Source organism: Brevibacterium sp. BDJS002, from assembly GCF_028201555.1.
Taxonomy (GTDB): domain Bacteria; phylum Actinomycetota; class Actinomycetes; order Actinomycetales; family Brevibacteriaceae; genus Brevibacterium; species Brevibacterium aurantiacum.
The window spans coordinates 3824566-3849922 of sequence record NZ_CP116392.1 but is presented as its reverse complement, the minus strand read 5'-3'; the positions used below and the strand labels follow the sequence as shown (position 1 = coordinate 3849922).

The following is a 25357-nucleotide window of genomic DNA, read 5'->3' as shown; positions in this document are numbered from 1 at the left end:
TGACTGAGTACTGACCGGAACATGTCCGGGCATGACCCCCTGTCTGGGCGTCCTCGGCGGCGGAATCATGAGGGCATGGACAACAACAGGTCGTGGCGAAAGCCGCCGAGAATTGACGAAGCTTCTGCTACTGCCCGGGATACGCGATGCACGCGCTGATTCGCCGCGCCGAGCTCGATCAGCTGCGCAACCTCCTCGATCGTCACAGCGCAGCAGCCGTCATCAGCCCGCCGGGACTGGGCGGTGATGAGATGCTCACAGCGCTGGAAGCCGAGTCGACTGTCCCCGCCATCCGGGTTCCCAACGGCCAGACCGAGTTCGTCCGGGCCTATGCAGGCCTGGAGATCGTACTGGCCTCCCTGCGCACCCTCAGGCTGCGAGGCTTCGACTCCACAGAGCTCGAGCGCCGACTGCGAGCAGAGAACTCGGTTAACCCGGATTCGGCTCCGGCCATCGCAGACGAAGTCACTCGACTGATCAGCGGCCTGGAACCGGAACAGGGCGCTCTGGTCATAGTGCCGGGGGCCGATGATATGGATCATTCCTCACAGGTCATTCTCGGCCACATGCTGCGGCGCATGGCAGGCAAAAGGCTGAAATTTGCGGTCTCGACAGGTGCACTGTCTCCGAACAGTCCGCTGGCCGGAGTCCCCGCAGTGGAGCTGCGACACCTGAGCCAGAGCCGAATGCGTGAACTGGCGGACGACCTGACTGGCGGGCGCATTGCCGCGGGAGTCGCCGACGTTGCTGTGCGCACGGCCTCGGGACGACCCTCTGCTCTGCTTCAGCTGCTCGAACGCCTGCCGTCGAATCAGTTGGAAGGGTCGCAGGCTATGGACCTGCCGCTGCGCCTGGGACCGAATGCTGAGCAGATGGTCTCGGCGGAGAAGTCCGGACTCGGCACACCCGCTGACGAGCTGCTGGGACTCATGTCCTTGGCCCCATTGTCCCCGCGACCTGCATTGCTCGGAGACGCTGGCAGGGCACAGGAGTGGTTCTCGGAACTGGAGGCACGAGGCACCGTCGAGAAAGACGGCATGTACTGCCGCATCTCGGAGGAACTGACCCGCGCCAGCCGGCATCGGGCCATGAGCATCGATGAGCGTCTGGCCGGTCACTCGCTGCTGGCGCAGCGTTGCGAGTGGTCCTACCCCGAGCTCCACCGCTGGCACCGGTCCTTCACCGATGCCACGGATGAGACGCCGCTCCAACTGCTCACGGACGCCAGCGAGCTGGTTCGTTTGGGACTGGAGTGGGCCGGCATCGAATTCGCCGAACGCGCCCTTGCACTCTGCATGGACCCGGGGGCAGTCTCCTCACAGTTGAATACTCTGGCTGCTTGTCTGATCGACCGCGGACGCATCGACTTCGCCCTGCGCTATCTCAATCACGCTGCCCACAGCACCGACGCGAGAGTCCTCGTCCGAGCTCGCACGCTGGGTGTGTGGGCCGAATTCCTCGCCCACCAGTGCGTCCCGCTGCGCCTGCGCAACCAGTGGAGTCGCAGCGAAGCTGCGGCGGCGCCGGCCGAAGTGGCGCATCTGCAGCTGGTCATCGCACTGTGCCATGTGCTGAGGAGAGAAAACGCCGAAGCACAGGAGCTGCTGAGTACCGCAAACGGACTCAGCGCTCACTTCGACGACCGAACACGGCGACTGCACCGGTCCCTGGATGTCCTCCTCGAATGTGGTCGGGGGCGTGACGGTCGCGCTGTGGAGGACTTCCGGGCTCTCGACGCGGCCGAGGAATCAGACCCTGTCGGTCTGCTCCTGCTGTCCATGGGCCTGATGGTCGCCGAGAACTACGATTCGGCTCTTGCCACGCTGGACTGTTTGGACGCCGGAGACGTCCGGGGAACCATCTGGGAAACACACTCGCAGTGTGTGCGCGCCGAGATCGCGATTCGCCGAGGAGATATCGGTCTGGCCATTGCGCTCATCGACCGATGCGCGACCCCTGCTGGTTCCGGTGGGGCGATCCGACGGGACCGTCTGCTCCTGCTGCAGTGCTGGAGCCTCCTGGCACAGGGACGTGCCAGTGATGCGGAGAAGGTCGAAGCAGCGGTGACGGCGCACGCCACGGCTTCTCAGAATCTCAACCTCCTGGCCGAACTCAACGCCATCCAGGGCAACTATCTGCTGCGCATGGGACTTCCCGCCGAGGCGGTGCGCCATCTGCATCGCTGCGAAGAGCTGGCTGCGAGCGAGCTTAACCCGAACATCATCCGCTACGAACCGGATCTCATCGAGGCTCTGATCGCCACAGGGCGACGAGAACATGCGGGGATGCTGGTCCGTGTCTTCCACGGCAGAGTCGAGAGGGTGCCGTCTCGTTGGGCCGAACTCGCTCTGGAACGCTCGCGCATCATCATGCTCCCCGAGCCTGCCGGGCTCGAAGCCATGGGGCGGCTGCTCGGCTCGTGGAGGCCCGATGACTCCCAATTCGACAAGGGAGTGACACTCCTGGTGATGGCCAATCGTCTTACCGAATTCGGTGCTCACAGCGGTGCCGCAGAACGAGCACGTTTGGCGGTGGCGATCTTCCGTGAAGTCGGTTCGAGCCATTTGGCCCGCACCGCCGGACCTGAGCGCACACAGGCTCGGGCGGAGCCGGCGCAGAACAGTCTGCTTGACCAGCTGAGTGCGGATGAACGAGCCGTCGTTGAGCTGGTTCGAGAAGGTCTGAAGAACAGGGAGATCGCACCGCGGATCTTCGTCTCTCTGCGCACGGTGGAACTGCGACTGACATCTGTGTACCGAAAACTCGACGTCACTTCGCGGACCGGACTCATCGCTCGATTGGCGAACGGCGCCGGGCTTCCCGTGGCCTGAAGTCGACGGTGACCGCAGGAACTCGACGGTCTCCCGCAAGCCTGCAGCAAGACGAGTGGAAGCGCGTTCGCGCGCGCCTAGCCTGAGAACCGGAAGAGAGTGAGGAGTGCGTCATCATGGTGACCGACGAAACGAGCTTCAGCCCTGAACAGGGTCCCCGCACCGCAGCAATATGCACGGTCCCGCAGCCTGAAGGAGTGCCGAGATGATCGGATATCACGTCATCAAGAGACTGCTGGACATCCTCGGCGCTCTGGTCGCTCTGCTGGTGCTGGCGCCGGTCTTCGCCGTCGTTGGTGTCTTGGTCTTACTGTTCCTCGGGGCACCGATGTTCTTCACCCAGGAGCGCGTGACGCAGGGCGAACGGGTCTTCCGGTTGTGGAAGTTTCGCAGCATGCTCAATGCCGATCCCGAGCGCGGCCTTGTCTCCGATGGACAGAGGATGACTCGGTTCGGTCGGGTGCTGCGTTCGAGCAGCTTGGACGAGCTGCCCAGTCTGTGGAATGTGCTGCGCGGAGACATGAGCCTGATCGGTCCGCGACCGCTTCCCACCCGCTATCTGCCTCACTATTCGGATCAGCAGCGACGTCGACACCAGGTGCGCGGAGGACTGAGCGGAATGGCACAGGTCAATGGCCGCAATCGTGTGCGCTGGGATGACAGATTCGACCTTGACGTCGAATACGTGGATACCCTGAGCTTCGGACTTGACCTGCGCATACTCCTGCGAACAGTGGCAATCGTCCTACGCGCAGATGGCATCAGCCAAGACGGTGAGGTGACGGCGGAGAACTTCGGCGGCACATTGAAATCGGACCTGCTGGTGTTCGAACAGCGCACCCGGACCGAGGCCATGACGACGTGGGCAGTGAGCAGCACAGCAGGCCAGGCGATCGGATCCTGTGAGATGTCGGTCGTGAACGCGAAGACGCTGCTCATCCGCTTCGACGACTGGTCGGAGGCGGCACCGGAGATCGAGATGCGGCGAGAGATCGTCAGACTCCTGACCAACCGGACTCGAGCCACCGAGGCTGAATTCGCAGTGTGCGCCATGTCCGCCGACAGCGTGGATCGTTCGGTTCTGGTCGAAGCTGGGTTCTACGAGACTTCAGACCCTGACGAACAGCTGAAATTCGGACACCTTCCATCGGCAGACCGAATTCTTGCCGTCTGCAGGCTGTGGCCGGATGAGGCCTCCTCCGCCGACACGTATGCCGGCGCGTATGCCGACAGGTTCGCCGACGCTGATCGAGGCAGATCGGCGATGCAGAGTCTGCCGAAAGCGGACGCAAGCCAATGACGAACGCAGCTGTCAACGGAGACTGGGCAGTGATGCCCACAGGATTTCGGATCCTCGTCGTGGGGTTGAGCAACATCTGCCGTTCCCCACTGGCAGCCCGGATGCTGCAGCATGAGCTCGACACCGAGGCGCCGGGTGAGTTCACCGTGCGCAGCGCGGGAACCCATGTCACGCCTGGGCGCCCAGCTGCGGTGGAGGTCTTGAGATTGGCATCGCGCCGGGGAATTCGTCTGCACGGATTCGTCGTCAGCCAGCTTGATGAGGCGATGATCGCTGAAGCCGATCTCATCCTGGTCATGGACAGGGCACTCAGACGCCAGGTGGTGAAGGTGAGTCCGCGGGCGCTGCGGACCACGTTCACCCTGCGCGAGTTCGCACGCATCCTTCCCACCGTGCGCCCCGAGGAGCTGGCAACGCCGACAGGGAGGTGGCAGTCCCTCGTCGCTCTTGCACCCAGATATCGAACCCCTCCACCAGGGGATGCCGACGATGATGATGTCATCGATCCGCACAATCGTCCGGCACGGGCATACGAACGGATGAACACCCAGATCGTCTCCGCGATCGACGTGATTCGCGAATGGGAAGTACAGGGATGTGCCCCCGACCGCAGTCTCTGAGAGGCCGGGTCTGGTCGAATTTCCCAGAGGTGAGTCGGTGGGAGACCAATGCCTCCGCAGGGTCTTTGCGGGAGGCCGCAAGGTCGGTGACGGGACCGACCGTTCTGCCGCCGCCGACAGTACAGTTGGGGCCAAACATCACCGCAGCTGTTCCCCTTCAGACCTGATTGGACCCGAGATGAGCATCATCGACTTTATGCGGATTGTGCGGAAGAACATCGTCCTGCTGATCGTGATGATTGCAGCAGGCGGTCTTGGTGGTGTCGGCGTCTACCTCCTGCTCCCGGATGAGTACACCTCGCAGACCGAGCTGTTTGTATCCACAGTCGAGGCAGCGAACCCGGACCAGAAGCAGATCGCGTCCGCCTTCGTTCAGGAACGGCTGCGAACCTATGTCGATCTCGCCGATTCCCGCCTTGTGCTCGAGCCCGTGATCCGCGATCTGGACTTGAAGATCAGCCCCGAGAGATTGGCTGAGTACGTGTCGGCCTCATCCGATCATGGGACCGTGCTGCTCACCGTCAGCGCGACTGCCACGACACCCGGAGGAGCCGCTCGAGTGTCGGAGGCAGTGGCAGACAGCCTCACCACGACGATCACCGATCTCGAATCCCGTCACGGCAAGGCACAGTCGGGTATTCGGCTGGCTGTGGCCAACGATGCGAGCGTCCCCTCGACGGCGAGCGGACCAGCCCGGTGGCTCTGCGCGGCAATCGGAATCTTCCTGGGGGCGGCACTCGGTATCGCAATTGCGCTGTTCCGCTCCGCAGTGGACTCCAAGATCCGCGATATCACAGGCATCCGCGAGGTGACCGCTGCGCCGATCCTCGCCTCGGTACCGGTTCGCAACGAATCCTCGGCGCATCCGGAGCCGACAGCGAGCTATCAGGATTCTCCCTATGCAGAGGCAATTCGACGCCTGCGAGCCAACCTGCGATTTGCACGAGTCGAGGACGCGAACAACGTCATCGAGGTCACCTCATCGGTGCCCTCCGAAGGGAAGACTTCCACCAGCGTGAATCTGGCGATCTCGCTGGCGCAGTCCGGGCAGAGAGTGGTGCTGGTCGATGTCGACCTGCGCCAGCCCGCCGTGGCCGACAGGCTCGGCCTTGAGAACTCGGCAGGACTGACCACCGCACTCCTGGGCACGGCCGATGTCCACGATCTGCTGCAGCCGTGGGGGCATGACGAACTCTATGTGCTGACTGCCGGCGATAAGGTGTCCAATCCGGTGGAACTCATTGACTCGAGATCGATGTCCACTCTCATGACTGTTCTGCGCAATGACTTCGACACCGTCATCCTCGACTGCCCACCGGTGCTTCCTGTCGCGGACGGGCTGCTGTTGGCCAAGATCGCCGGTCGGATCATCCACGTCATCGCGGTGAATGAGACGTCACGCAATGAGCTGGAGGAAGCGCTGAACGATCTGTCCGTGGTCGACACTCCGCTCAGCCTCGTCGTCAACAAGGTCCCTCTGGGACATTCCGATTTGACCGGATACACGAAGACCTACTCGGCGCGGCAGTCGGCTGCCAGTCTGCCACCCGCTTCCGGTCGCGGTACGACGAGCAGGGAAGAAGAGCCACCTCATACCGACGTTAGGGAACCGGTCGGATGGCTGCCGGGAGAGCTCGGCGCCGAGCAGTCCACACGCACACCTCGAGTCTGGCCCGGAAGCCGGACTCGGCGGAGAGCACAGCGCACCGGGGGAACCGGACGCCTCACCGCACGCTCCGACAGTGCTGTCCGAGAAGCCGATCAGCCAGCCTCGGGAACAGGCGACTCACCCAGGAGAATCGGGGCCGGAGAGCGGACTGCGGAGCAGTGACGACCGGGAGTGAGTCTCCGACCGACCAATTCAGAGTCCTCGTCGTCTGCACCGGAAATCTCTTTCGTTCGCCGCTGGCCGCTGGGCTCCTCCAACAGGGGCTCGACGAAATCGCCCCCGGCCGATTCGCCCTCGACAGTGCGGGCACCGAAGGCGTGGTCGGGGCCGGGGCGACCGACGATGTGCAGTCCCTGGCGGCAGACTGGGGTTTCGACCTCAGCGAGTTTCGCGCCAAGCGTCTGCAGCCGGCCCATGTCGCGAACGCGGATCTGGTGATCGGCATGGAACGGTGGCACCGGAGCCAGGTGGTGACTCTTGAACCGCGTGCGCTCAGACGGACCTTCACACTGCGGGAGTTCGCTCGCATCATCCATTCCCTCTCGGGGCGCGACGATTCCACGACTCGACAGCGTTGGGAGAACCTGGTCGCTCTGGCACAGCGTTCCCGCATGCCGGCTCCCGGCGGACCGGACTTCGACGATGTTGTCGATCCGCACGATGATTGGGACCTAATCAGCCCGGTGATGAACGACCAGATGCTCCCGAGCGTGTACGAAATGGTCGACTGGGAGTACCGGAACAGCAGCCTCGGCCGAGCCTGAAGCGATGCCCGTTCTCCGGCCCCGTGCCACCGACCACATAGAACCCGATCACAGAGTAACCGGCGATGACTCCAGCCGGGGTCGGGAGCAGTAGAACTCGCCCAGCAGTCGTGTCAGAGAGCCGATGAACACCGCGAGGCAGCCTGCTTCCACAGCGGACATTCCGGCCATGCCGGCGATCCCACCGCCTGCGAGAACAGTGCCGATCGCGACTGCGCCGACGAAGAAGGTCGCCCAATAGCGGTTGAGGACAAGCAGGTTCGCCGATGCCAGATAGGTCGGCAGTGTGCAGAGGGCCGCCAGGGCGAGGAAGAGCACGGCTTCTCGGGAGAGGACGAAGTCGGCGCCGTAGATGGTCGACAGCAGCCACGGCCCGATGAACAGTGCGAGCACGACGAAGGGGACAAGACTGGTCAGAGCGATCGCGCACAGCCGCTTCACTCTGCGTCGCAGCACCACGGGTCCGTCGCCGTCGTGGATGGTGCGAAAGGCAGGCAGGACGACCGTCTCGATTGACGCGCCCACCAGATTCGCGAAGACGACGAGGTAAGCGGCCGAAGCGTAGCGACCGACGTCGCTGGGTGATCCGAACCAGGCGACCACGGCAAGCGGCACATAGGACAGCAGGGAATAGACACCCTGCATCAGAGACATCGGGACGCCGGCCGTAATGAGTGCACGGATCTCCTCGCGCACCGAGGTCCGAGACTCTATCGCCTCAGGCGTTTCGGGCGGTTTGGCCGAAGCCACCCAGATGGTGACGACCGTGCCCGCGGCAGACACCACGGCCGCAGACCACAGTGCGGTGACGACTGACCCGGTTGAGAGGATCACCACGGTGACCGTGATTGCGCTGACTGTGGCCACGCCGAGGAGGATGAGACCGAAGGTGAAGAGACGCTCGGTCTTCTGCAGTCGGGCATAGAAGAGATCACCGATCGAATCGCTGACCTTGATCATGAGCAGGGGAAACGCGAGAGCAGAGTGGATCTGAGCGGGCCCGAAGATGACCAGCCCGGTGATGATGAGGATTGACAGGCCGACGGTGGACAGGCGGCAGCCGAGATAGATGCGCCAGCGCACAGTCTGCTGCAGAGTGACGAAGAGGTTGCGCAGACCGAGCTGCGTGGCGATGAAGACTGGTGTCATCATCGCGATCAGCGTGGAGTAGTGGCCGACGGCGATCGGTCCGCTCTGCTGAGCGAACAGCCACACCAGATACCACTGGGCGCCGGCAACCGCGACATTGCCGAAAGTGACCACCGCAAAGGAGGATCGGGGGCTGTGCACCGGTGGGTTCCTCCTTGACTGTGGGCGCGGCCTCGGAATGGCGAGCGCCGGTTTCCAGTATGGTCCCCGCCTGCGGTTCCGTGGTGGGCTTCGCTGCCGGATTGCGGATGCACCACTGACATGTGCGGTATTCCGTGCTTCCCTCGCGGGGAACCGTAGTCAAGGACGGGAAGGGGTCCTTCCTGAAGCAAGTCTCACTAGGCTGAGAGCGCGAGAACGAGTCCCGGACATCGAGCAGAGCTGCGATGTCATCTCTTGCCGGTTCTCCGGCCCGACTGAAGCTGATCTCTGATGAAACTCCAGCAATTTCTGTCCCTCCTCCGCCGTCATATCGTGCTGCTCATCCTCACCGTCATAGCTGGCGGGTTGGGCGGTTTCGGGGTCTCGACCGTGCTCCCGCCGACGTATACAGCGCGCACCGAGCTGTTCGTGTCGGTGCCCACCTCAGGCGATCCCTATGAGATGCGCATGGCTTCGGACTTCATCAAGGAGCGAATCCAGACCTATGTGGGAATGGTCAGCAGCGAATCCGTCCTCGAGCCGGTCGTCTCAGATCTGAAACTCGACACCACTCCCGAAGCGCTGGCCGGTCAGGTTGAAGCATTCAGCGACCCGGAGACCGTGCTCATCACCGTTCAGGCTCAGGCCGAGAACGCCGACGGCGCGGCTCGGCTCTCGACTGCAGTGGCTCGCAGTCTGACGGAGAGGATCGGAATGCTCGAGAACCCGGGAAAGACCGATACGGCTGCCATCGACCTCATCGAGGCAAATGCAGCAGTGGTCCCGGAAGCGTCAGACGGCTTGCCCACCTGGGTCTTCGCACCCATCGGTGCACTGCTCGGTCTGGCGGCAGGCATCGCCATTGCGATTGTGCGTGGAACCTTCGACAGCGTCGTCCGGACGAAGGACGATCTGGCGGCGATCACCTCGGCGCCGTTGATGGCATCGGTTCCGGAAGATCGCGCCATCGTTCATGAGTCTGCCAGGGGCGGGCCCGCGATCTCCGGCGTTCGCGGTGAGTCGATCCTGCGGCTGCGAACCAATCTCCGCTTCGCCCACGTCGACGAGGAGAGCACCGTCCTCCTCATGACCTCGGCCCAGGCGGGGGAGGGCAAGACTACGCTCAGCGTCGATCTGGCCATCGCGAGCGCTCGGGCCGGGCAGCGTGTCGTCCTCGTCGATACCGACCTGCGACGACCGAGTGTCGCCTCACGTTTGGGCTTGGAGAATGCGGCCGGTCTCACGACTGCCCTGGTCGGGGGCCTCGACCTGAGTGAGCTCCTGCAGACCTGGGGTGATCATGATCTCAGTGTGCTCACGGCCGGAGAGATTCCGCCCAATCCCGCGGAGCTGCTCGAGACCCGTGCAATGGCAGAACTGGTCTCCGAACTGGCAGGCAGGTTCGACCTCGTCATTCTCGACGGTCCGCCCCTGCTGCCTGTGGCAGACGGACTCATCCTCTCCCGACTGGCCAGCAGGACCCTTCTCGTTGCGGGCGCCGGACGGGTGAAGTCTCGCGCCGTCGCAGAATCCGTCAGGGCTCTGGATGAACTGGGAGCTCCGATCGGTCTCGTGCTGAACCGGTCCGAACTCTCCGCGGCGGAGGCCGACCGAAACCGAACCTACGGAATTCAGTCCGAGCTGCCGAGTCCTGCTCTGCCGATGATCGGCTACGACGGCGGCACGAAACGATCATGATCGCCATCTGGTTCGGCCTGACGACTGTCTGGGTTCTCATGCTCGTTCTGAGCTGGAGAGTCCCGCAGCTGCGGCATTGGAGCAATGCTCTGCTTCCGCTGATCTCGCTGATCCTGATCAACACCATCGTTGCGGCCTTGGGCAACTACGACATCTCCGACAAGGCGATCTACTCGACGGAATTCCAGATCCTCAGCTTCGCGCCCACCGGCGAGGTCTTCTACGCCTATGACAGTGAGGGTCGCGAACCAGCCTTCCTGCTGCTGGGCTGGCTCATCGGTCTCTTCACTCACGACCCGCGGGTCTACTTCTTCGTCATTGCCCTGATCGGCTCGATCGTGCTCGCCCTCGCACTGCTCTGGCTGCTGCGGTCGGCATGGCAGGTGACCGTCGTCTACTACATCACCTTCTGCTTCGGCTTCTTCACCGGGTATTCGAGCTATCTGCTGCGGCAGGGACTGTCTCTGCTGTTCATCCTGCTCGCTCTGGTCTCGATCTGTCGGCACGCCCGCCTGTGGCAGACACTCGTGTGGCTGGCCATTGCGTCCCTCTTTCACTGGTCGGCGATTCCTGCGGCGCTGCTGCTCCTCGGTATCCGGTTTCTGCCGAAGGCCTCCACCAATTTCCTCGTGGGAGTGTGGGTGGTGTTCTCCCTGCTGTTCCTCACGGGACTCAACGCGACCTTGTTGGCGCCGTTCGCCTCCGGCTCGGAAGAACTCGAAACCTACACCGATCCTGAGAACGCAGATCTGTACACGGGCGGCACGAACAGACCGGACTTCTGGATCCTCGGCCTCTGCGTCCTGGTGATGGGCTATGTCGTTCTGCGGAAGATCGATGGCCTGCCGGACTGGTACCGACAGCTCTTCCACGCCTTCATCATCCTCAACACGTACTACCTGGCACTGGGTTTCGTCTACTACAGCGACAGGGTCGCGGCCTATTCCTGGTCGATTGTGCCGCTGATCGTGACGATCCCGGTGCTCTGTCTGAAAGGGTGGAGACAGGGACTGGCAAGTGTCGGGCTCATGATCGCCTTCCTCGGCTGGAGCCAGTACATCGGCGCAATGGACAAGCTGCTCAACACCTGAGGCCTGCGCCGGTTCAGCGAATGGCCCGCCGGTTCGCCGCGGCGAGGACCCCGGTGAGGAGGAACAGCACTCGATGATCGAGCAGATTGTAGACGGAGCCGAACATCAGCTGAACGGGTCTCAGGCCGCGGACGGCCACCCGTGTCGCCGCACTGCGATAGGTCTTGGCCGCCGCCAACTTCTCCCGCAGGGGGAGTGGGCACTGCCGGTGGTGGAGGTCCCTGGTCGAGGACACCGCATTCTTGGCCCGAATGTATCCGGCCGCGGCGATCAGCTCGGGCGATCTCAGGTCCGAGCCGAACTGCTGCAGAGCATCATTGACGAGCATCAGCTCTTCGTGTTTTCTGGGGATGAAGCGTTTGGTCACCGACGCTGAATTGTCTCGCCGGTAGTAGTAGCCCAGCAGGGGCAGGTGGCTCCCGGTCGAAGCTGCACGGGCGAAGGAGAGATTGAACAGCAGATCTTCGCCGAGGTGGACCCCAACGGGGAAACGCGCCCCCGAGCGGGCCAGCGTCGAACGACGGTAGGCCTTGTTCCAGACCGTATTGAACGATTCGTCGATGATCTTCGGGCCCAGATAGGACGGGTCGAGAACCCGCTTCGGCCTCGTGAGTCGGGTTTCACCGGCGATGCACCTGTGCCGTGGGAGGAGCGCGGCGTCGTGGGCATCGGCGATATCGGCGGGGCTGCTGCTGGTCTCGAAGGTGACCACGTCGAGGGCGGAGTCCGAGGAGTCGGCTATTGCTGTGAGCAGACAAGGGCTGAGGAGCTGGTCGTCGGCGTCGACGAACATGATCCACTCACCACCTGCCCTCGCCAGCGCTGCATTGCGAGCCGCCGAGGCTCCGGCATGGTCGGTCTGCAGACGAATGATTCGGGGGTCCCTCGAGCTGAGTTCTTCAAGGATCTCCGGTGTGCTGTCGGTGGACCCGTCGTCGACGACGATGAGCTCAAGATGCTCATGGCACTGAGTGAGTACCGACCACAGACAGTCCTGCAGGTACCTCTCGCCGTTGTGGACGGGGATGATGACGGAGATCAGAGCATCATTCGACATGAGGTTCTCTCCGACTGGCAGACGTCGTCGACACGGTGCGGATGAAGGTGGGTAGGAACTGCCGGATTCCGTCGGCGGCATGTGAGTAGTCGAGGAGGTCTCGGTCGAAGGTCAGGGGTCGGCGCAGTCGTCCCGATTCCCAGTCAGCGGCGATCCGAGTGGCCAGCTCTTCTACGTCGCCGTCGACGCTCAGCTGTGCCAGCGGAATGTCACGCACGCCCTTGACGTCGAAGGCATAGCTGCCGCGGCCGATCGCCAGGCTCTCCAACATGACACGGGGCAGACCCTCCCACTGTGCGGTGTGCACCAGTGCATGACTGTCGGCGAGCACCGCGGCCGCATCGCCTGGACCATCTGCGGAGACGATACCCGACAGTCCCCGGGCAGAGATCTCATCACGGATCTGCGCACGAAAGACTCCCTCGCCGAGCATCTCGAGATGGAAGTCGATTCCTCGTCGCTGCAGTTCGGCCGCTGCCTCCAGGGCCAGATGCGGACGTTTGCGAGGGGAGAACTCCCCGATCCAGCACAGGCTGAGCGGACCGTCGGGTAAGTCTCTGACGGGGTAGCGAGCCAGGTCGAGGCCGACTCCGGCCGACAGATACAGCCGACGAGAGCTCTCAATGCGCTCGGCGAACCATGCCTGGTCGTCCGCATTGAGTGAGATGATTCCGGCGGTGCGCGGCAGGAGCATGCGCTCGAGGATCGGCCAGACCCGGTCCGAGATCGAGTTGAGCTCGTTCCAGTGCAGTCCGTGACAGAAGTAGACGATGGGCACTTTCGTTCCGGCCAGTCTCACCAGCGCCGAGGCGGTTGCCGAGTTCGTGACGATGACCTCGAGATCCTCGCCCTCCGCCCACTGCCGCAGGCCGGCCAGGGCTCGAATCGTGCCCGGGTCGGGACGACGGGAGAGCCCGGGGATCAGCGTCGCCTCGTCCGAGACCATCGCTGATCCGGCAGCGAAGCTGACGGTGTTTCCATATGATCGCCACGATTGTGCGATCTCGATGAAGAAGGAGTCCAACATCCCACCGGTGCTGGCCAATAAGCCGATTCTCACGTTGCTTCACCGTCCCTGTTCCCTGCTGTCGCTGACGCTCTCAGACTAGGAGCACGCGGGACGTGAAATCGTCGAAATCGCTGCGGTCTACGGTCACCCGCAGACTCCGTGCGGTCAACCGTCGAGGGCGGAATCTCGGGGCACCCGAGTGTCTGAGGGGCGGTGTGAGGGGGTTTGATCCACAAGTTCCAGGTCATTGCGGGTGACTGAGTATCGGGAGCCAGTGATGACCTGATCATGACAGAGTAGTGACACGTCGCTGTCCGGAGGTAACCCCCTATCGGCTGTGAGAGGGCTGGGGAATCCTGGGCCTCGTGAAAACAATGAATGAACTCCCAGCCCCTTTGCCGTCCGCCGCTGACAGTCCTCGTCGTCGGCCCTACTCCAGTGCTCTCGGCCTGGCCTGTCTCGACGGGTCGGCCCTCATCATCTCGTGGTTCCTCGTCGTCTCCCTGTTCGGGCGAGTCTGGGGCGGCGAGTTTCTTCTCCTGCTGCCGACACTCGTCATCGGTCAGCTCGGCCTGGGCTACCTGCTCTCGCTGTATCGCAACCGGTATCAGCTCGGCTCCGACCGTGAACTGCGCAACCAGGGCGTGGTCGCGGCCATACTCTTCACCGGCACCGCCGTGATGGGCGCAGTGCCGGAATATCGGGAGGACATCCCCTGGCTGCTTCTGGCTCTGCTCTTCGCCCAAGCGCTCATGGTCTTCGTCAGGCAGGCTGTCCGAGTCCTCCAGGAGCTGAAGCTGGTGCCGTTGGCCGGTGAGCCGGTCATCATCGTCGGCGCCGGTGACCTCGGGGCTTCCCTGGTCTCCCAGATGATGGCGGATCCGCTCAGCCCCTACCGTCCCGTGGCCATCATCGACGATGACCCGACCAAGGCTCGGCAGCTCATCCACGGTGTTCCCGTCCGTGGCACCACCTCTACCGTCGCCGAGGTGGTTGCCGCTTCGCATGCCGCCGGAGTCATCGTCGGCATCGCCGATGCACCGGCGCAGGTGTTCGCCTCCCTTGTTCAGCGTCTGGAGCCCGAGACGACCTGGGTGCGGGCAGTGCCTTCGCCCCTGGACATGCTCTCATCGGACATCGGGCTCTCCGACATCCGCGATCTCGACGTCACCGACCTCATCGGCAGGCCCGCCATCGAACCCGAGAGCGATCAGATCTCCCATCTCGTCGAAGGTCGCACCGTGCTCGTGACCGGGGCCGGCGGCTCCATCGGATCCGAACTGTGCAGGATCATCTCGCGGCACGATCCGAGACGACTGATCATGCTCGACCGTGACGAGTCTGAGCTGCACGCATTGTGCATGAGCCTCGAGGGGCGAGCCCTGATGGATTCTCCTGACCTCGTCCTCGCCGATATCCGTGACCCGCAGGCGCTGGACCATGCGTTCGCCAAGCACAAGCCTGACATCGTCATCCATGCGGCCGCGCTCAAGCATCTGCCGATGCTCGAAAGCTATCCCGCTGAAGGGTGGAAGACCAATGTGCACGGTTCGTTGAACGTCCTGCGCGCGGCCCAGAAACACGGTGTCGGCAGATTCGTCAACATCTCCACGGACAAGGCGGCGAATCCCAGCAGCGAGTTGGGGCGGTCGAAGTTCGTCGCAGAACGCTTCACCGCCCACTATGCGGCCGCAACGGGCCTTCCCTATGTGTCGGTGCGCTTCGGAAACGTCCTCGGTTCACGTGGGTCGGTGCTCATCTCCTTCGCCGATCAGATCCGACGGGGTGGTCCGCTGACCGTGACACACCCTGATGTCACGCGGTTCTTCATGACCATTCCCGAAGCCTGCCTCCTGGTGCTGCGAGCCGCGGCCCTGGGCGGCAGCGGCCAGACGCAGGTCCTCGACATGGGCAAACCCGTCCGCATCGTCGACTTGGCGAAGCGGGTGATGGCCCTGACCGGGCGGTCGTGTCCCATTGTCTACACCGGCTTGCGTGCGGGGGAGAAGCTGCACGAGGAGCTGTTCTCGCCCGATGAGCTCGATCGCACCTCGGCCAACGGGGTGTCATGGACGGTCGAGGTCTCACCCTTGGACCCGACGGCGGTTCCCGTCCCGGGCGCAACCCTCGAGAACATCCGCGACTGCTATGTGGAGACCGTGGACGGAGTGGACGGGACAGCACCGGCTGGTGCGCTCACCTCGGCGCCCTCCATCTCGAACTTCGTTGAGATGCCTGCCGAGATGCCCGCTGTCGAAGTGGCCGGAGTCGGCCAGACTGCCGGCAGGCGCGACCTGGCCGGGACGAGCTGGTCATGACGACGATGCGTATTCCCCTGTGCATCCCATCTGTGGGGGTGAAGGAAGAAAGCGCGGTCGTTGCGGCACTGCGATCCGGGTGGGTGGCTCCGGCAGGCCCACAGCTGGATGAGTTCGAATCACGGTTGGCCGCTGTCACCGGTCGGTCTCATGCCGTGGCGGTGAGTTCTGGAACCGCTGCGCTGCATCTGGCCCTGCTGGTACAGGGGATCGGGCGCGGAGACCGTGTTGCGGTATCGACGCTCACCTTCGCCGCGACGGTCAATGCCCTCCACTACCTCGGCGCCGAACCGGTGTTCATCGACTGCGATGATTCAGGTCTCATGGATGTCGCGGTGCTCGAGGCCGCCTGCGCGGACTCCCTGGCCACACGACGTCCGATCCGTGCGGTGATGCCCGTCGACCTCTACGGACGACCCGCTGACTACCTGCGCATCGGGCAGATCGCCGCGGCCTATGATGCCGTCGTCGTCTCCGATGCCGCCGAATCATTGGGAGCCAGTCTGAGTGGGGAGCCGGCCGGATCGTTCGGCGAGGTTGCCGCACTGTCCTTCAACGGCAATAAGATCATCACCACCTCCTCGGGTGGTGCGGTCCTCTGCTCCGACCCCGAGACTGCCGCACGGGTTCGCTATCTCTCGACCCAGGCGCGGCAGCCGGTGGTGCACTATGAGCACACCGAGGTGGGATACAACTACCGCTTGTCCAATCTTCTCGCGGCACTCGGTCTGGCTCAGTTGGACAGACTTGAGGAGATCGTGGCGATCAAACGGGCCCACAATCGGGCCTACGACGAGGCGCTGAGATCAGTCAGCGGAATGCGAGTCCTCGACGCCGCCGACGGCAACTGCTGGATGAGCGTGCTCATCGTCGGACCCGAATCAGGCACCGATGCCTGGTCGCTGAGTGAATCGCTGCTGCTGCGCGGAGTCGAAACTCGCCCTGTGTTCAAACCCATGCACCTGCAGCCTGTGCACGCTGGCTGCGATCGGCGTTACATCACCGGCCGTGCGGAGGAACTGTTTCGGACTGGGCTGGCGCTTCCGTCGAGCACGGACCTGCCGCCGGAGGACCGGAGCCAGGTGGTTGCGGAGATCGCAGCCTACATCGATGAGGCGGTAGGAGTATGAAGAAGCAGACGATCATCATCGGGGCGGGCCTCGCAGTCCTCGCCCTCCTCTTCGTCGGAGCCGGAGTCGGTGCATACACCGGGTATCTGGGGCTGTCCTGGGATTCGGGAACCGCGAAGACCGACGACCCTGCTCTGGCGAAACAGCTGGCGTCATCGAAGCAGGAGGACAGGAGTGCTGGGCCGGAGGCAGTCGACATTCTGTTCCTCGGCACCAACTCTCCGGAAGCTGCTCCGGACTCCACCGCAGCCACTGACTCCACGGCTTCCGCAGGATTCCCGACGGACATGATCATGGTCGTCCACATTCCTGCTGACCGCAGCGGGGTCGAGCTCGTCTCCATCCCGAACGACACCTGGGTAAGTGTGCCGGGCCATGGGCAGGGCACTGTCGAATCCTCCGCCGAAGTCGGAGGACTGCCGTTGGCCGTGCAGACGGTCTCCGAATTCCTCGCCATCGACATCGACCATGTCGCTGTCATCGATCTCGCCGGACTCAGCGATCTGACCGATCTCGTCGGCGGTGTCGACGTCGTGTCCTCGGCGGCCTTCGAATCCGGAGGTCATGACTTCAGCATCGGGCCCAACACGCTTGATGGGGCGGCGGCGCTCGCCTTCGTCTGCGAGCGCACGGCGTTCGCGAACGGTGACCTGCAGCGCATCCGCAATCAGCAGGAGTTCATTCGCGCAGTCGGCACGCAGGTGCTGTCTGCCGACTATGAGCTCAACCCGCTGAAGATGTCTGAACTGGTACGGGTGCTCAGTCCTTTCCTCACCGTGGACTCCGGACTCAACGCCAGCACGCTGGCCAAGCTGGGATCCGAGCTCAAGGGAATCAGCGCGGACGATTTCGACTTCGTGACCGCTCCGACAGAGGTTCCCGTCGTCCCTGATGACACCGACTCCGACAACGGCTTCCAAGCGGAAGACAGACACAGATGATCGACCAGGCTGCGAAGAAGCTCACTACTGCGGAGCTGCAGACAAAATTCAATCTCGATGACGATGCGGCGCGGATCATCCACGCCGCCAGCGGCGGCTGGGAGTCCTTTGCCGGTGTTGCGGTGTCGGCAGTCCAAACCACCGGACGGAGTCTGGACGAGCTGCTGGGCTCGGCCGGGCTCGCGGACTTCGTCGTCTCGCAGACGGACGATTTCTCGCTCCCGCTGTCGACCGCCGATCAGCATGCGCTCGAGGTGCTGTCGCTCCTCGACGGATTCGACGAAGGAGTCGCCCGGATCGCGTTCGAGGTCTCGGCCGAGCGGTGGACTGACCCTGCGTGGGCCGATGTTCCCACCGTTCTGCTGCGTCTGCAGATGTCGGGTGCCGTCACCGCCGGACCGGAGGAATCGCACTGGTATGTGCCTCTGCTCATCGCAGCCTGGGCACGTAAGAGCCTGATTGAAGAGGGGCTGGAAGGTGTCACTGCGGCAGTCGAGATGTCGCTGGCAGAAGCGTTCACCACGCAGCTCGAACTGGCCAGCTCTCCCGATTCGCTGCTGGTGGACAACGCGCTCGTGCTGGCGCGACGAGTGCGTGCGTGGGAGCTGCTCGACCGCATCTTCCTCGCCTGCGGATACTCTCTGTTCTACCGTTACCACCGATCCAGCGTGGCTGCGTTCGCCCAGCTGCCAGCTCCCGCGCTGCGTGCAGTCCCGGAATTGAGAGAGGTCACCACCGTGGCCACTATGGTGCAGGAGGCACTGCTCGACGCCGTCCCACCCACTGGGGTGCCGTTGAGCCTGGTGGTGCGCGAGCAGGTCGCCCGCCTGACCGCTCCGGGAGCGCTGCGCCGTGACCTCGGGGCGGAGGACAATCCGGTCGGGCAGCTCGCTGAGCGAGTGCTGCTCGGAGAGGCAGGGGCGCCGTCGCGGTTCCACGCAGTGATGAGTGAGATGGCTCGCCTCGGTGCCGCAGGAACACATCATGCCGCGGCTGAGTCAGGTGCAGGCTGGGTGGCCAGCGGAGTGGCACGCCGTCCTAGCCGAATCGTTCGTCTGCATGCCGCGATCCACAGTGTCCTCGCCTGTGAGCCGGGGCGTGCCCTGGCACTGCTGAGATCGATCGAGGACGAGGTGAAGGAGGACAGCGTGGTCGGTGATTTCCTGTCTCCTGCCGTCACAGCCTGGACGGCTCTGGCCTCGTACCTTGCCGGTGATCATGAACGTGCCGACACGGAGATCGTTGAATTCGCACGTCTCGACGTTCCGCCGTTCGTGCAGGAGCAGACCTTCCGACCGGCCGCGCTCATCGTCGAGGCCTATCGCAGCATCGACAAGCTGGATCTGAGCGCAGCGGAGGAGACCGTGCGCCGCATGCGCGACTACTCAGAGATGGGTGATCTGTGGTTTCACGTGCCGATCATCGAAAGGACGCTCTCACAGCTGGTGGCGAGCTCACGCTCGACACTTCTGCGGTCGGAGGAATCAATCGATATGCACGCGCCCGGCGTCTGTGCGACGGGCGGTACGGCAGAGATGCTCATGGCCTCACGCATCGGCATGCTCATCAGTCTCGGACAGCTGCATCGGGCCGAAGTGCTGTTGGAGAAGCTGTCAGGAATCTCGGGAGTCAGCCAGGTGCTGTTTGCGCGCAGCGAGTTGGTGGCCGGACGCAACGAAGCTTCGGTTCGCATTGCCGAGGCACAGTACTACGAGAATCACGTTGACACCCGCGACCGAGCCGAACTCACGGGAATCAAGGCCGCGGCGCTGCTGCGCCTCGGCGATCTGGAAGCCGCGCGCTTGGCGTTTGTGGAGCTCTTGGAACTCTCCGTGCTTGTCGGTACCGTGCTGCCGATCGTGCGGCTGCCTATGGCGGAGCGGAAGGAGCTGATGCGGATGAGCGCCGAGGAGCCGATCTGGCAGAAGATCACGGAGCTCCTCGTCCCCTTGGCCCATTCACCGAGTCGCCGATCTCTCGGCAGCGAATCCCACGCAGCGGGCATGGACAAGTTGGCCAGCCTCGGCGAGGCAGTGGTCGGGCTGGTTGACTTTCCGATGCTCGGACGCCGCGAGATGTCTCTGCTCGAAAAGCTCGATCAGGGGGCCAGCGTCGCTGAGATCGCCCGCGATCTGCTGTTGGTTCAGGGGACGGTGAAGAACAATCTCTCCTCCCTCTACCGGAAGCTTGGAGTCAGCGGACGGGAAGCGGCAGTGACTCGCGCTCGGGTGCTGGGCTACCTCGGTTCAGTGGGAGCCTAGGCAGCGGGCGGTCGACGACGGGCCTCGCCGCGAGACTCAGGAGGCCGGCAGGTATGCACTCATCGAGCGTTTGACGAGGGTCTCGGTGACGAGGCTGTCGGCCACCGCACCCGCCAGCTGGATGATCCGGGCGACGCTCTCGATATGCCAGTAGGCCGACTTCCCGTGATGGTGCCCGGCGATCAGCGGCCCGAGGACGAAGACGCCCGGTGCGGCCTGGAACTTCTCGTCGAGGGAAAGCCCCGTCCTCGACGCTGAGGCGCGGACGGTTCCCGATCCGAGCATCTGCCGCAGGAGAGGGGAACGGGTGTCCGTCACCCGTTCGAAGCCGGTCCCATTGACGATCACAGCGTAGCCATGGTCCTGGCTGTCCTGGGCGTTGGTGGGACTCGTCTCGTCGCTCGGGCCGGGTGCTGCTCCTGGGAGCTGATCCACACTCGCGAAGAGCATGTCCTCGCGAACTTCCGCTTCGCGAAAGCGCCCGGGGATGCAGGTGATGGATCCGTCATTGATGCCGTCGGTGAGGAAGTCGAGGGAATCGCCGCCAGCTCGGCGCAGCAGGTCGGAGATGGCGACTCCATGGTCGGTGGCCATGGAGTAGAGTTCGAAATCGTCCATGTACCGCAGGGATGAGCCGACCGCAGTGATGAGTGCAGCGATCGTCGAGTTGACGTTCCTCTGGGTCATCGCGGCGCTGAGTTCTGCACGGACGGCCTCATGCAGGTCCCGGGCGCGCAACAGGGTTCCCGCCTCGGCTGTCGCGAACAGGCGGTCGAGGATCGGGGTCGAGGCCCGTTCGCCCGGCCGGTCGTGGTGCCAGTAGTGGGGTCGACCACGGGAAGAGAGGATGAAGAGTCGAGCGCCGGTGTCCTGCCTGAGTCTGTGCGAGGCGAGCAGGAATTCGAGGGCGTCGGCGTTGCCGCCGATGAGCAGAATTCTCCGCTTCTCCACCGGCAGTTTCTCAAGCCGACCTCTGATCCGCTCGATCACGTGCTCGATGTCTGGAGTGTGGATGTCGGCGACCAGTCCCATATCGAGAAGATCGTCGGTGCTCGGACGCTCGGCAGCGGAGACATCGAGAGTTCGCACCGGGGGTGAGCCGATGGCCAGCAGCACGGAATGTGCGTGGAGTTCGAACGGAATCCCACCCTCGCCATCGCGTTCACGCAGATGGACTCCGCCGCTGCCGTCACTGGTCACTTCGTTGACATCGGCGTGAACGAAGTCGACCTCGACAAGGCCACGGGCGTCCTCGAGAGTGCGTTCGACGAGTTCGGACAGATACTGGCCGTAGAGCCTGCGCGGAAGATAGAGGTCGTCCCACCCTCCGGCACGCACCGCATCTTCATGGCGGAGGATCCAGTCCCGTTCCATCAGTGTGGCTAGAGACGAATCGGGGGTGCGATCGTCTCTCGCCCAGTCGAGCATCTCCTGCCGTCTGGCCTCCAACCAACTGATGAAATCGCTGCGCTCACGATCAGGCAGGAAACTCTCCAACGCGGAGATCAGCAGCGAGGAGCGGCCGGATCGGTGACCATAGGGGATGCCGGAATGAAACTGCTCATCGCGATCGATTACGGTGATGCGGATTGGGTCATCGAAGGGTGTCCTCCGGTCGCGCAGCTCAGAGATGGTGCGCAGCAGCCCATGTGTTCCCGAGGCGCCGGAGCCGAGGACAGCGATGTCCACGTCATGTGTCGAAGGGTTTCTCATCATTGGGAATGCTTTCGTCGAAGCGTCGCACGGTGTTCCCAGGATAGTTCCGACGGAGGTCATTCGGAGGTGACGAATTCATCTCGTTTCGGCCCGCTCCGGGCCCACAGGCCCAGCCTTCACGCTGTGATGAGGTTGCGGCGCCGGAACCCGATCACACCCAGCGCCAGGAGAACCGCGGTTGCCGCGGTCAGGGTCAGAACCGCCTCGGCGGACAGATCCTGGGCCGGGTACTGCCCGATGTGGACGAACACGGAGGTGTCGAGGACTGCCTCGTCGAGGCGCATCATCTGCCCGAACAGGGCCATCCCGGCGCTGTAGACGAAGAGAATCCAGACCAGTCCCTGCAGTCGCGGGGCGAGTCCGTAGAGTGCCAGCGCCAGACCGAGCAGGACCCACACCGAGGCGGTCTGCGCGACGTGACCGAGGATCGCGGGACCCAGCAGTGACCAGTCGCCGGTGGATGCGGCCGCGCCCAGTCCTTCGCCCACGCCAGCCACGGTCATGAGCCAGAGCGAGCCGAGGAGCGTCACGAGAGTCCACGACAGCACCCAGCGACCACGCCCCACTGCGGCGGCGAGTACCGGTTCCGTGCGAAAGCTCGTCTCTTCGGCCCGGAGACCGGAGACGGCGATGATCGCGTAGGCGGAGACGATCATGGCGAAGTAGAGGGCCATGTAGCCGATGTAGCCGTCAACGATTCCGCCTGATCCGCCCATGAGATCGAGGATCTCCTTCGGCATCCCCGCGGCACCGTCTTCCATGGCTCCGGTGAAGGACCCGAAGATGAGCGCCATCGCGAAGATCCCGATCGACCACCAGGTCAGACTCGACCGTTGCAGGCGCAGTGCGAGCCCGGTGCTGGTCGAGAGGAACGGGGAAGCAGTGGGCCGGCCGAGGCGGTCGGCGAAGATTCCGGCCGACAGGTCGCGGCGGGATTGGAGGAACAGACTCAACCCGATAAGGGCGAGGACGGCCGCTGCTGACAGCAGCAGCGGAGCCCACCTGTCGAGGGTGTAGGGAGCCGTCTGCTGTGACCATCCCAGAGGAGAGAACCACGACAGCCAGTCCAGGTCACCGCCGGCCACGGCAGACATGTCCCCGAGGCCGCGGACGACGAACGACGCGGCCAGCACCGCACCGGCGATGCCTGAGGCGGCGCGGGAGAACGACGTCAGCTGCACGGTGACCGCGGAGATCGCAGCGAACACGCATCCCGCTGCGGCGATGCTCGCGCCGAAGAGAAGCGCAGAGGAGAAGGGCTCCGGCTTCGCCTCGGAGAAGTAAAAGGCCAGTGACATGAGGAATCCAGCCACGAGGTTCATCGCCAGGGTGAGGATCAGTGCGGCGAGAAGCTGTGTGTGGCGACCGGTGACATTCGCTCGGATGAGTTCTGCCCGACCGCTCTGCTCCTCGGCGCGGGTGTGCCTGGTCATCGTCTGGATCGACATGAGGGCGGCGCCGATCATGAGGAAGACCCCGTACATGCCCACGACGAAGCGGGCGATGGTGATCTCGTCCAATCCGTAGCCTGGGCCGGTGATCAGCCCCATCACGGGGTTCTTCACGAACACCACCATTGAGGCGAGGGTGTCCTCGTCCATGACTACAGCGATCGCATTGACGAAGTAGGCGGTGAGGGCGGTGAGGCTGAGGATCCAGATGGGCGCTCGCCACCTGTCTCGTCTGACCATGAGCCGCAGGAGAGTCCACAGCCCTGTCACCTGAGATCCGGAGCGGTCTTCGGCATGACGCCCATGACCGGTGGTGCTGAGTTCTCCGTCGTTGTGGTCGGCGGTGCTCTCGGCGCGAGTCAGCAGAGTCATGATTCCTCCCTCGTGAGGATCCCCGTACCGGAGCCGCCCTCGGCCGAGCTGTCATCGGTGGGGTTGCCGTCGGTCGAGCTGCTTCCGGCGGGGTCACTGTAATGGCGCAGCAGCAGCTGTTCGAGCGTCGGGGGAGTGGCTGTCAGCGACCGGATATCGTGTTCGCCGAGGGCGCGCATGATGGCGGGAAGCTGCGCGGTATCGGCGCTGAAGTGCAGCTGCGTTCCCTCACGGGTCAGGTCATGGACGCCGGACACCTCGGACAGGGCAGGTACATCGTGTTCGAGCCCGGCGGTGATCGTCGTGCGGGAGAGGTGGCGCAGTTCCGCAAGGGCGCCCGATTCGACGATCGTCCCGGACCTGATGATCGACACACGATCGGCCAGCGCTTCCACCTGCGCGAGGATGTGGCTCGAGAGGAGAACCGTGCGTCCCTCCTCCTTCGCTTCCCTGACGCACTGTTGGAAGACGGCCTCCATGAGCGGGTCGAGACCGGCTGTCGGCTCATCGAGCAGCAGAAGGTCGACATGGGAGGCCAGCGCGGAGATCAGGGCGACCTTCTGCCGGTTGCCCTTGGAGTAGGTGCGCCCCTTTTTGCGCGGGTCGAGATCGAAGCGCTCGATGAGATCATCGCGTTTTCGAGTATCGACCCCGCCTCGCAGCCGCGCGAACAGGTCGATGGCCTCCCCGCCGGTCAGGCTGGGCCACAGTTCGACGTCGCCGGGCACGTAGGCGAGTCTGCGGTGCAGCGACACCGCCTTCGCCCAGGGGTCCTCCCCGAGGAGTCTGATGTGTCCCGCATCGTGTTTGAGGATTCCGAGCAGGATCCGAATCGTCGTGGACTTCCCCGCACCGTTGGGACCGAGGAAGCCGTGGACCTCGCCGCGGGCAACGTCGAGAGACAGCCCGTCGAGTGCACGGACCCGGCCATAGCTCTTGACCACATTCTGCATCGAGATCGCGATGGAGCCGGCGCCGGAAATCGCCGAGGTGGACGGTGGGGTGTTCGTCATCGTGGTCATGGTTGATCGCCTCCAGAGGGATCGGTGGGGTCTTGGGCTGTACCGTCTGAATCTGTGTTGGTGTCTGCGCCCTCGGGGATGGCTTCGATGACGCCGTTGAGGTAGAGGTCAAGGAGGTGGGGCGCGAGGCGAGTCATCGTCCCTGCGGTGTCGTTCGTGCCCAGCGATTCCTGCAACCGGTGCTCGAGTATCGCCGGGGCCAGCGCCAGAGTCGCAATAGTCGCCGCCTGCCCCCGCGGATCCTCGCTCTGCCGGAACACGTATCCGGCGAAGCCATGGGCGATGTAGTCCTCGACGAGGCTGATGTAGTGCTCGAAATAGCGTTGGCCGTGTTCGCTGGGATCGAGCAGTGACTTCGTGAGGTAGTTGATGTTCATGGCCATGTTCGAGTCTTCGAAGATCATCTGCATGGCTTGGGTGGCGTACTCGGCGTTTGCGGCTTTGGCCTCGGCGATGGCGTCGAAGACGTAGTTGTCGCAGGCGGTGCGCAGCCCCTCCTTCGACCCGAAGTGGTGGATGACGAGTCCCGGAGAGACTTCTGCCGCCGAGGCGATGCTGCGGATCGTCGACTTCGTGAACCCATGCGTGGAGAACTCCCGGATCGCTGCAGTGCGGATCCGGTCGGCAGTCTCCGGAGATGCATTCGGGGAGCGGGTGGGCTTCTCCTCCGTGGCTCCTGGTGCCTCCGCGGCTCCCTGAGTTTGCGCAGCGGACTGCTTCTTCGAGTTCGAATCATCATGGGTTGAACGCATGTTTAATATTAAACGCGTGTTCAATCGTGGTGTCAATGAATGCAATGAAAACTCTTGACGTACAA

18 protein-coding genes are annotated in these 25357 nt (G+C 63.7%); 11 read left to right on the top strand and 7 right to left on the bottom strand.

What is annotated here, in order from left to right; translation table 11 throughout:
• Positions 1 to 146: 146 nt before the first annotated feature.
• The 5 genes from PGC08_RS17775 (at position 147) to PGC08_RS17755 (ending at position 7184) form a co-directional block, all read left to right on the top strand.
• Positions 147 to 2831, top strand: coding sequence for a helix-turn-helix transcriptional regulator (locus PGC08_RS17775; protein ID WP_125178443.1), 2685 nt, complete (start codon positions 147 to 149; stop codon positions 2829 to 2831).
• Between the two features lie 205 nt (positions 2832 to 3036).
• Positions 3037 to 4131 carry a sugar transferase gene (locus PGC08_RS17770; RefSeq protein ID WP_271709040.1) on the top strand — a complete coding sequence of 365 codons (1095 nt, stop codon included), beginning with the start codon at positions 3037 to 3039 and terminating at the stop codon, positions 4129 to 4131.
• The gene (locus PGC08_RS17765) at positions 4128 to 4751 is read left to right on the top strand and encodes an arsenate reductase/protein-tyrosine-phosphatase family protein (protein WP_125178442.1); all 624 of its coding nucleotides are present in this window, start codon (positions 4128 to 4130) and stop codon (positions 4749 to 4751) included. Before PGC08_RS17770 ends, PGC08_RS17765 begins: the two co-directional genes overlap by 4 nt.
• Before the next feature lie 178 nt (positions 4752 to 4929).
• Positions 4930 to 6582: a polysaccharide biosynthesis tyrosine autokinase gene (locus PGC08_RS17760; RefSeq protein ID WP_271709039.1), complete on the top strand. Its 1653-nt coding sequence runs from the start codon at positions 4930 to 4932 to the stop codon at positions 6580 to 6582.
• Positions 6579 to 7184, top strand: coding sequence for an arsenate reductase/protein-tyrosine-phosphatase family protein (locus tag PGC08_RS17755; RefSeq protein WP_271709038.1), 606 nt, complete (start codon positions 6579 to 6581; stop codon positions 7182 to 7184). The genes PGC08_RS17760 and PGC08_RS17755 overlap by 4 nt, the downstream gene beginning before the upstream one ends.
• Before the next feature lie 48 nt (positions 7185 to 7232).
• On the opposite strand, the gene PGC08_RS17750 is transcribed toward PGC08_RS17755, so the two are convergent.
• Complete coding sequence (locus PGC08_RS17750; protein WP_271709037.1) at positions 7233 to 8474, bottom strand: lipopolysaccharide biosynthesis protein; 1242 nt, start codon at positions 8472 to 8474, stop codon at positions 7233 to 7235.
• A 291-nt stretch (positions 8475 to 8765) separates the two neighbouring features.
• Between PGC08_RS17750 and PGC08_RS17745 the strand changes: the two genes are divergently transcribed.
• Together PGC08_RS17745 and PGC08_RS17740 are read left to right on the top strand one after the other, a co-directional pair.
• Positions 8766 to 10172 carry a polysaccharide biosynthesis tyrosine autokinase gene (locus tag PGC08_RS17745; protein ID WP_125178438.1) on the top strand — a complete coding sequence of 469 codons (1407 nt, stop codon included), beginning with the start codon at positions 8766 to 8768 and terminating at the stop codon, positions 10170 to 10172.
• Positions 10169 to 11263 carry an EpsG family protein gene (locus PGC08_RS17740; RefSeq protein WP_125178437.1) on the top strand — a complete coding sequence of 365 codons (1095 nt, stop codon included), beginning with the start codon at positions 10169 to 10171 and terminating at the stop codon, positions 11261 to 11263. Before PGC08_RS17745 ends, PGC08_RS17740 begins: the two co-directional genes overlap by 4 nt.
• A gap of 13 nt (positions 11264 to 11276) precedes the next feature.
• Here the strand turns inward: PGC08_RS17740 and PGC08_RS17735 are convergent, their stop codons facing one another.
• The gene (locus PGC08_RS17735; protein WP_271709036.1) at positions 11277 to 12320 is read right to left on the bottom strand and encodes a glycosyltransferase family 2 protein; all 1044 of its coding nucleotides are present in this window, start codon (positions 12318 to 12320) and stop codon (positions 11277 to 11279) included.
• Positions 12310 to 13380 (bottom strand): glycosyltransferase, encoded by a 1071-nt coding sequence (locus PGC08_RS17730; RefSeq protein ID WP_271709035.1) that lies wholly within the window; start codon positions 13378 to 13380, stop codon positions 12310 to 12312. Before PGC08_RS17730 ends, PGC08_RS17735 begins: the two co-directional genes overlap by 11 nt.
• A gap of 323 nt (positions 13381 to 13703) precedes the next feature.
• On the opposite strand from PGC08_RS17730, the gene PGC08_RS17725 reads away from it, so the two are divergent.
• Genes PGC08_RS17725 through PGC08_RS17710 form a run of 4 tightly spaced genes read left to right on the top strand, consistent with a single transcriptional unit; the run spans position 13704 to position 19979 of the window.
• Positions 13704 to 15647, top strand: coding sequence for an SDR family NAD(P)-dependent oxidoreductase (locus PGC08_RS17725; RefSeq protein WP_271709034.1), 1944 nt, complete (start codon positions 13704 to 13706; stop codon positions 15645 to 15647).
• A complete protein-coding gene (locus PGC08_RS17720; protein ID WP_271709033.1) occupies positions 15644 to 16777 on the top strand; it encodes an aminotransferase class I/II-fold pyridoxal phosphate-dependent enzyme in 1134 nt (377 codons plus the stop codon). Before PGC08_RS17725 ends, PGC08_RS17720 begins: the two co-directional genes overlap by 4 nt.
• Entirely contained in the window at positions 16774 to 17718 is a 945-nt protein-coding gene (locus tag PGC08_RS17715; RefSeq protein WP_271709032.1) for an LCP family protein, read from the top strand. Before PGC08_RS17720 ends, PGC08_RS17715 begins: the two co-directional genes overlap by 4 nt.
• The gene (locus tag PGC08_RS17710) at positions 17715 to 19979 is read left to right on the top strand and encodes a LuxR family transcriptional regulator (protein ID WP_271709031.1); all 2265 of its coding nucleotides are present in this window, start codon (positions 17715 to 17717) and stop codon (positions 19977 to 19979) included. The genes PGC08_RS17715 and PGC08_RS17710 overlap by 4 nt, the downstream gene beginning before the upstream one ends.
• A gap of 36 nt (positions 19980 to 20015) precedes the next feature.
• Here PGC08_RS17710 and PGC08_RS17705 read toward each other — a convergent pair whose 3' ends face one another.
• From PGC08_RS17705 to PGC08_RS17690, 4 genes are all read right to left on the bottom strand, one after another.
• Positions 20016 to 21668: an FAD/NAD(P)-binding protein gene (locus PGC08_RS17705; protein WP_271709030.1), complete on the bottom strand. Its 1653-nt coding sequence runs from the start codon at positions 21666 to 21668 to the stop codon at positions 20016 to 20018.
• Between the two features lie 143 nt (positions 21669 to 21811).
• The gene (locus PGC08_RS17700; protein ID WP_271709029.1) at positions 21812 to 23518 is read right to left on the bottom strand and encodes an ABC transporter permease; all 1707 of its coding nucleotides are present in this window, start codon (positions 23516 to 23518) and stop codon (positions 21812 to 21814) included.
• Complete coding sequence (locus PGC08_RS17695; RefSeq protein WP_271709028.1) at positions 23515 to 24540, bottom strand: ABC transporter ATP-binding protein; 1026 nt, start codon at positions 24538 to 24540, stop codon at positions 23515 to 23517. Before PGC08_RS17695 ends, PGC08_RS17700 begins: the two co-directional genes overlap by 4 nt.
• Positions 24537 to 25292, bottom strand: coding sequence for a TetR/AcrR family transcriptional regulator (locus PGC08_RS17690; RefSeq protein WP_271709027.1), 756 nt, complete (start codon positions 25290 to 25292; stop codon positions 24537 to 24539). The genes PGC08_RS17695 and PGC08_RS17690 overlap by 4 nt, the downstream gene beginning before the upstream one ends.
• Positions 25293 to 25357 lie beyond the last annotated feature (65 nt).